Annotated in this window: 7 protein-coding genes and 1 pseudogene; all 8 read left to right on the forward strand. The window is 63.5% G+C overall.

The genetic code is table 11. The features are described 5' to 3' along the window. Positions 1-284, forward strand: a pseudogene (locus tag EOA75_RS34550) (hypothetical protein); the annotation flags it as partial. A gap of 51 nt (positions 285-335) precedes the next feature. Next, positions 336-1,586: a phospholipase D-like domain-containing protein gene (locus EOA75_RS25085; protein ID WP_245432959.1), complete on the forward strand. Its 1,251-nt coding sequence runs from the start codon at positions 336-338 to the stop codon at positions 1,584-1,586. Positions 1,587-1,826: 240 nt separating this feature from the next. Beyond that, a complete protein-coding gene (locus EOA75_RS25090; RefSeq protein ID WP_127325421.1) occupies positions 1,827-2,231 on the forward strand; it encodes a DUF982 domain-containing protein in 405 nt (134 codons plus the stop codon). A gap of 463 nt (positions 2,232-2,694) precedes the next feature. Beyond that, positions 2,695-3,477 (forward strand): heme-binding protein, encoded by a 783-nt coding sequence (locus EOA75_RS25095; protein WP_245322486.1) that lies wholly within the window; start codon positions 2,695-2,697, stop codon positions 3,475-3,477. A 125-nt stretch (positions 3,478-3,602) separates the two neighbouring features. Beyond that, a complete protein-coding gene (locus EOA75_RS25100; protein WP_348628680.1) occupies positions 3,603-5,354 on the forward strand; it encodes a methanol/ethanol family PQQ-dependent dehydrogenase in 1,752 nt (583 codons plus the stop codon). Beyond that, on the forward strand, positions 5,335-6,204 hold the full coding sequence (locus EOA75_RS25105) for a substrate-binding domain-containing protein (RefSeq protein ID WP_127325423.1): 870 nt from the start codon (positions 5,335-5,337) through the stop codon (positions 6,202-6,204). Before EOA75_RS25100 ends, EOA75_RS25105 begins: the two co-directional genes overlap by 20 nt. Beyond that, positions 6,201-6,734, forward strand: a complete 534-nt coding sequence (locus tag EOA75_RS25110) for a c-type cytochrome (protein WP_127325424.1) — start codon at positions 6,201-6,203, stop codon at positions 6,732-6,734. Before EOA75_RS25105 ends, EOA75_RS25110 begins: the two co-directional genes overlap by 4 nt. Continuing rightward, positions 6,731-7,654 (forward strand): cytochrome c oxidase subunit II (coxB, locus tag EOA75_RS25115; protein ID WP_245466727.1); only part of this gene is annotated, 924 nt, incomplete at its 3' end. The genes EOA75_RS25110 and coxB, both read left to right, overlap by 4 nt.

Here is a 7,654-nt window from a genome sequence, read left to right on the forward strand (position 1 = left end):
CGCCGATTGCCTGCGAAGGATGCAGGCGTTGGTCGAAAGTTGTTATAGCTTCAGGCTTGCACTTCAGACTCCCGGCTCAAGGCTGGAACCTGCGTCAGGATCAACAGTTCTTGAGCATGGCAAATCACCCGATAACGAGTTTCCTCACCTCAATCGGCACTTTTGCGTCCCGTCCCGCCGCATTCCTGGTGCTGCTGGCCTACGCAGCACTGTGTGTCGTTTTCGATCGGCAAAGTCTGAATTGGTATGGGGCGGCCACCCTGGCGCCTCCAGCGGGCGCGTGAAAGGTGAGATTTGGTCGGAACCGGCGGAGGCTGCTCAGCAGCCTCAAGTATTTGGCCGTCGCGCTTGTCGCCAGTCTGGTCACGCTGCTCGCGATCAACTTGATCCCCGAGACCCGTGTCATCCGCACCATCGTGCCGCACCGTTTCGATGCGGCAGATCCGCAATTCGCAAGGAGCATGAGCAGCTATTCGCAGGGGCAGATGTTCGAGGCGAACGCCGTGCAGACCCTCGTCAACGGCGACGAGATTTTTCCCGCCATGCTGCAAGCGATCCGTTCGGCCCGAAAGACCATCAACATGGAAACCTACATCTATTGGTCGGGCTCGGTCGGCTACGAGTTCGCCACGTCTTTGGCTGCGAAAGCCCGAGAGGGTGTCGAAGTGCGCGTGCTCGTCGATTGGCTTGGCAGTCTTCCCTTCGATGAGAAGCTGATCCAAATCATGACGAGTGCTGGCGTTCGGTTCGAGCGCTATCGGCCGATCCACTGGTACACGCTCGACCGCGTCAACAACCGGACGCATCGCAAGCTGCTCATTGTGGACGGGCGGGTCGCCTTCACAGGCGGGGTCGGCATCGCGGACAACTGGCTGGGAGATGCGCGCAACCCCAATGAGTGGCGCGACACGCACTACCAGATCGAAGGGCCTGCTGTGCCCGGGTTCCAGGCGGCCTTCGCCGAGAACTGGCTGGAAACAGTGGGCGAGACGTTGCAGGGCGAGAACTTCTACCTGCCGCCCGAAGCCGCGGGTGCGCTCCGTGCCCAGCTGATCCTTTCTTCGCAGCCGAACGGCTCCGAAAACATGGAGCTGATGATGCTGGCCGCCATAGCCGCGGCCAAAGACCACCTGCGCATCGGCATGGCCTATTTCCTCCCGGACGACATCGCCCTGCAGCAGATATTGGACGCCAGAAAAAGAGGCGTCGCCGTCGATGTGATCGTTCCCAATTCCCTGACGGATGTTCCGATCGTCCGCAAAGCTTCGCGCTATTTCTGGGGCAAATTGCTCGAGGCCGGGGTGCGGATCTACGAGTTTCAGCCCACGATGTATCACCCCAAACTGCTGATCGTGGACGACGTCTGGGCGAGCTTCGGTTCCACCAACCTGGACCAGCGGTCTTTGCGTTTGAACGATGAGGCCACGCTCAACGTCTACGGCAAGGAATTCGCACGAACGCAGATCGACTTGTTCAACGAAGATCTGAAGCGCTCGAGGCAGATCAGCCTTGCCGAATGGAGATCGCGTCCCATGCGCGAAAAGTTCACCGATTGGCTGGCCAGCACGCTCCACGCGCAGCTCTAGTCAGCCCATGGAGCCGAACGCAAACACCAGCCGCTGCTTGTCTCTTCGGCCGCCCGTCACCCAGATCGGCGGAGTTGCCAACCCACCCCAGGTGAGCCAGGGTCGGCCGCCACGGGGCGGCTCTTGACGCCGAAAATCGCGCTTCCAATATTTCACCTCAGCGCCGCCGGCACATGCCCAACACCTTGCTGAGCATCTGTTTGGCCTGCCGGCGATTGGCGCATCAAGCGGAGGAAGGTCATGGGCCCAAATGTCTTCGGGGAGCCCGTTGGGCGTGCTTTGATTTCTCGGCAAAGCGACAACTATGGTCACGACCACGGCGCGGCAGAACCAGGCGCGATGAGCACTGATGTGTTCACTGAACCTGTCCTTGTTGATGACGTGCCATTTGGCGTGAGGAAAATCCGTTGCGCGATGGACGCCATCGAATTCCTGGAGGAGTGGCCGTTCGAGAAGCGGTGCCGCCTGCACGGTTTGGCCAGCGACGCTTGCTGCGCGGCATATGATGGCCGCGGGCCGGTCGCCGCGGCCAGGAAAGTGTTCGTCAGCTGGGCGATCCAGACCGGGATTTGCGCGAGCGCGCCTTGCCTCGAGCTCGACGCCGCCGAGGCAGCGGATCAAGTCACAGGCAGTGGCACGTCCTGATGAGGAAGAACACGCCGACCCCATAGGGAAGCAACAAAAGCAGCAGGGCCAGCCAGTAACCGGGCTGTGCGATCGGCGCGAAATCTGAACGAAGCTGCTCCATTGCCCGTCCAACGCAGGGCGGCACAGCTGGTTCCTCTACTGCACATGTCGCAAGACCAAGCAGCCGCGTACCTCCTGCTGTTGACGGCTGCAGCAATCGAGGAACGCTGGCCGCCTCCCAGGAGCGGTGATGGCACCGCCAGGTCCTTGGTGCTGTTGGGCCGGACTTCGATATGGATGCACCTGCCACACGCAATTCTTGCAGTCCCTTTCTGGGCAGCAGGAACAAAGGGGCTCGTTGTCCGTTCGGTTTCGCGCAGCAAGAGCAGGATCAGCTTGCAGAACGGCGAGACCGGAGTTTCTGCCGCCAGATTTCTGTTTTCCCTTGTTGTCCGCGTTGAACAAGGTGTTCCGAAGCGCCATGCATTTCCGCCAGTGTCCGTCGGCCGCTCTTGGCCTCCTGCTCTTGGCCATCGCGGTGCTGCCACACAATCCCGCTTGGGCGCAAGCGCCCTGCCCGACCGATCACGACAAACTGCTGTCGGCCTTGAAGGCCAATGTCAAGGCGAGTGGCGGGCCGGCAAATGGCGGCTTCGAGAGCAATGAATGGGCCGCGATCGTTGCCCGTGACGGTACGGTCTGCGCCGTCGCCTTCAGCGGCCCTACCGTGGACGCGCAATGGCCCGGCAGCCGGCTGGTCGCGGCCGAGAAGGCCAACACGGCCAACGGGCTCAGCCTGGCGAATATGGCCCTGTCGACCGCCAATCTTTATGCCGGGGTGCAACCAGGCGGGCCGCTGTTCGGCCTGCAGGCCACCAACCCCGTCAATCAGGCGGCGGCTTACGCCGGGGATGCCAAGACATTCGGCAGCCCCAATGACCCGCTGATCGGCAAACCGATCGGAGGCGTGGTGGTGTTCGGCGGAGGCCTGGCCCTGTACGACGGCAAGGCGATCGTCGGCGGCCTCGGGGTCAGCGGCGATTCCTCCTGCGCCGACCACAACGTCGCCTGGCGCGTCCGCGCAGCGCTCGGCCTCGACAAGGTTCCGGCAGGCGTCAATCCCAACCGCAAGGACGCCATCATCTACGACCTCGACCCAGGCGGCAAAAGCGCATCCGGCTGGGGTCATCCGCTTTGCGCCGGGCGCGAGGCCGACATAGCCGCCGAACTGGGCGCCAGCGTCGGAGGCTCGGTCCCGAAATGAAGGCAGCGCGACAGCTGACGGCGAGGTGTGCGCAGTCCGGACGCGCTCGCCTCACCCGGGCTGCGCGGCAATATGCGGGATTAAGCATTGTTGGGGCGATGATGCTGGCCTGTCTCCCAGTTCTGATGGCCGCCTCGGAGTCGCCCTCGACGCCTGCGATCTCGCCGCCGGCCTCCGCCGCCCCGCCCGACGACGGCCAATGGACGATGCCAGCCAAGAACTACGCCTCGACCCGCTATAGCGAGCTCGCGGAAATCAATGCAGGCAACGTCAAGAACCTGCAGGTCGCCTTCACCTTCTCGACCGGCGTGAACAAGGGCCAGGAAGCGGCACCGCTGGTGGTCGGCAGCACGATGTATATCGTGACGCCCTTTCCCAACATCGTCTACGCGCTCGACCTCTCCAAACCTGGCGCACCGATCAAGTGGAAATACGAACCCAATCCCGAGCCCGCGGCACAAGGGGTGGCGTGCTGCGACGTCGTCAATCGCGGCGCCGCCTTCACCGACGGGCGCATCTTCTTCAACACGCTGGACGGCCACACGATCGCGCTCGATGCGAACTCCGGCCAGCCGATCTGGAACACCCATATCGGCAACATCAATGTCGGCGAGACCCTCACCATGGCGCCGCTGGTGGTGAAGGGCAAAGTGCTCGTCGGCAATTCGGGCGGCGAGATGGGCGTACGCGGCTGGGTCAAGGCGCTCGACGCCGGCGATGGCCATGTCGTCTGGACGGCTTACAGCACGGGTCCCGACAAGGAGGTGCTGATCGGCCCGGATTTCAAGCCGCATTACGACATGGACAAGGGCAGGGACCTCGGTGTGACGACCTGGCCGCCGGAGGCCTGGAAGATCGGCGGCGGCAATATGTGGGGCTGGATCTCCTATGATCCCGATCTCAATCTGATCTTCCACGGCACCGGCAATCCAGGCCCCTGGAACCCTGACCTGCGCCCCGGCGACAACAAATGGACATCGGGCATTTTTGCCCGCGATCCCGATACCGGAGCGGCCAAATGGTTCTATCAGTGGACGCCGCACGATCTGCACGACTATGACGGCATCAATGAGCAGATCCTGCTCGACATGAACTGGCAGGGCAAGCCGCGCCAGGTGCTGGTCCGGCCGGAGCGCAACGGCTATCTCTACGTCCTTGATCGCACCACCGGCGAGGTCCTGTCCGCAAAACCCTATGGCCCCGTCAACTCCAGCAAGGGTGTGGATCTCAAGACGGGCAGGCTGATGGCAAACCCGGACAAGAAGACCGGGACCGGCAAGGTCGTCCGCGACATCTGCCCGACCGCCTCGGGGCTCAAGGACTGGCAGCCTTCCGCCTTCTCGCCGAAGACGGGCCTGCTCTACATCCCGCACAACAATCTGTGCATGGACGAACAAGGCGTCGAGGTGAACTACATCGCCGGCACACCCTATGTCGGAATGAACGTGCGCATGATCCCGGGCCCCGGCGGCAATCGCGGGGCCTTCACCGCGTGGGATATCGCCGCGGAGAAACCGGCCTGGAGCGTCAAGGAAAACTTCCCGGTATGGAGCGGCGCGGTCGTAACCGCCGGCGATATCGTCTTCTACGGAACCATGGAAGGCTGGTTCAAGGCCGTCAGCGCGAAGACCGGCGAACTGCTTTGGCAGTTCAAGACCTCCTCCGGCATCATCGGCCAGCCGGTGACTTATCGCGGCCCCGACGGACACCAATATGTCGCGATCCTGTCCGGCGTCGGCGGCTGGGCCGGCGCCATCGTCTCGGGCGATCTCGACCCGCGCGATGCCACTGCTGCGCTCGGTTTCGTCAACGCAATGAAGGACTTGAAAAACACGACAACGGCGGGAGGCACGCTCTATGTGTTCCGACTGCCTTGATGCATTCAAACCGACGGCACTGGCGAAAAGATCCGCCCTGCGGGCCCTCGTGGCCGGTCTCGTCGCGTTGGTCTGGCTGGTTCTGGCCGGCGCGGCGAATGCGCGGGAACTGCGCGCCTGCGCCGATCCCAACAACATGCCGTTCTCCGACGCCAGCGGCGAAGGCTTCGAGAACAAGATCGCCGAGATCGTTGCGGCCGACCTTGGCGCCAAGCTTACCTACACCTGGTGGGCGCAGCGCCGCGGCTTCGTTCGCAACACGCTGAAAGCCGGGCTTTGCGATCTGGTGCTCGGAACGCCCGCAAATGTCGAAATGCTGCGCACCACCTCGCCCTATTACAGATCCTCCTACGTCTTTGTCGCACGACAGGATGGGCCGGACGTAACGTCCTTTAACGATCCACGGCTGCGCGACATGCGCATCGGCGTTCAGCTCATCGGCGATGACGGCGCCAATTCGCCGCCGGTCCAGGCGCTTGGCCGTCGCGGCATTGTCGGACATCTCGTCGGCTACCCGGTCTACGGAGACTATTCCGCTCCCAACCCTGCGGCGCGCATCGTCGAAGCTGTCGCGAGCGGCGAGGTCGACGTCGCCGTGGTCTGGGGCCCGCTCGCCGGTTACTTCGCTACGAAGCAAAAGGTGCCGCTCCGGATCACGCCGGTCACACCTCGCATCGATGGACCGCAACTGCCGCTGATGTACGACATCTCGATGGGCGTTCGGCGCGAGGACGATCGACTGCGCGGCGATGTGAATAGCGCGCTCGCTAGGCACAAGGCCGAGATCGACGCGGTTCTGACGCAATATGGCGTTCCGCTTCTCGACATCGCCGGGAGTCCGGTGCGATGAGGCTGGGTCTCGCGACGCTGCTGTCCGTGACGCTTGCCTTGGCGGCATGCCAGCGCGAGGAGCGGGACACGCGTCCCCAATCTTCGCTCGGCTCCGGCTGGCAGCCGACGCCCGTGACTACGCTGGAACCTGGCGGCCAAAGGCCCTCCCCCAGCAACAACAAGGCGGCGAGCTTCGAGGCGAACGCCTTTCATCTCAGCGAGGGCAAGCGCCTGTTCGGCTGGTTCAACTGTTCGGGATGCCACGCCAATGGCGGCGGCGGCATGGGCCCGGCGCTGATGGACCAGAAGTGGATCTATGGCAGCTCGATGGAAAACATTCACGCCACCATCCGCGACGGACGTCCGAACGGGATGCCGAGCTTCCGCAACAAGATCCCCGACGATCAGATCTGGGAACTGGCGGCCTTCGTGCGTTCGCTAAGCGGCAACGCGCCCTCTTCCGCTGCGCCACAGCGAAATGACGATATGATGCCCCATCCGTCGGAAAACCGCATGCCGGATGCCGCCACGCTGGGGAAGTCGCCGTGAAAGGCCTCGCCTCGATGGCGTTTGCCGCGGCAAGCGTCCTTTCTCTCCAGGGATGCGCGGGCTGGCAATCGGCCCTCGACCCGAAAGGCCCCGCGGCGAGCGAGTTGGCATGGCTGATCTGGTTCTTCACAGGGCTTTGCTCGGTAGTGTGGGTGCTGGTGATGATCGCTCTCGCCGCACCGCTGTTGATGCGGCCACCCAGGCGCACCGAGCCGCTGATGCTCGACGCCGGCGCCGACCATCGCAAATTGCGCGTTGTGGTCAGCGCTGTCGGGCTGACCGCCGCGACGCTGGTCGGGCTGACCTTGCTCAGCTTCTTCGCCAACAGGACGCTTGCGGCGATCGGCTCGGACGATGCGCTCACCATTCGGGTGACGGGACACCAGTGGTGGTGGGAGGTGCGCTATGAGGATGCCACGCCGAGCCGCATCCTGACGACGGCGAACGAAATCCACATCCCCGCCGGCGAGCCGGTGCGGCTTCTTCTGACCTCGACCGATGTGATCCATTCCTTCTGGATCCCAAGTCTGGCCGGCAAGCTCGACCTCATCCCCGGTCACATGAACGTGCTGGATATCAAGGCGGACAAGCCCGGAACCTATCGCGGCCAGTGCGCCGAGTTCTGCGGCGCGCAGCATGCGAACATGGGCACCTTCATCATCGCCGAGCCGCGGGCAAAGTTCGACGCCTGGTGGAACGACCAGCTGCAGCCGGCCGCGGCCCCGACGGGCGACGAGGCGAAGGCGGGCGCGGACTTGTTTCTCAAGCGTCCCTGCGTGATGTGCCACAAGATCGGCGGCACGCCCGCGGGCGGAACGGTCGCTCCGGATCTCACCCATATTGCCACCCGGCAAACACTTGCCGCGGGAACCTTGACGATGAGCCGCGGCAATCTCGCCGCCTGGATAGCCGATCCGCAA

Source organism: Mesorhizobium sp. M1A.F.Ca.IN.022.07.1.1 (genome assembly GCF_003997575.1).
Taxonomy (GTDB): domain Bacteria; phylum Pseudomonadota; class Alphaproteobacteria; order Rhizobiales; family Rhizobiaceae; genus Mesorhizobium.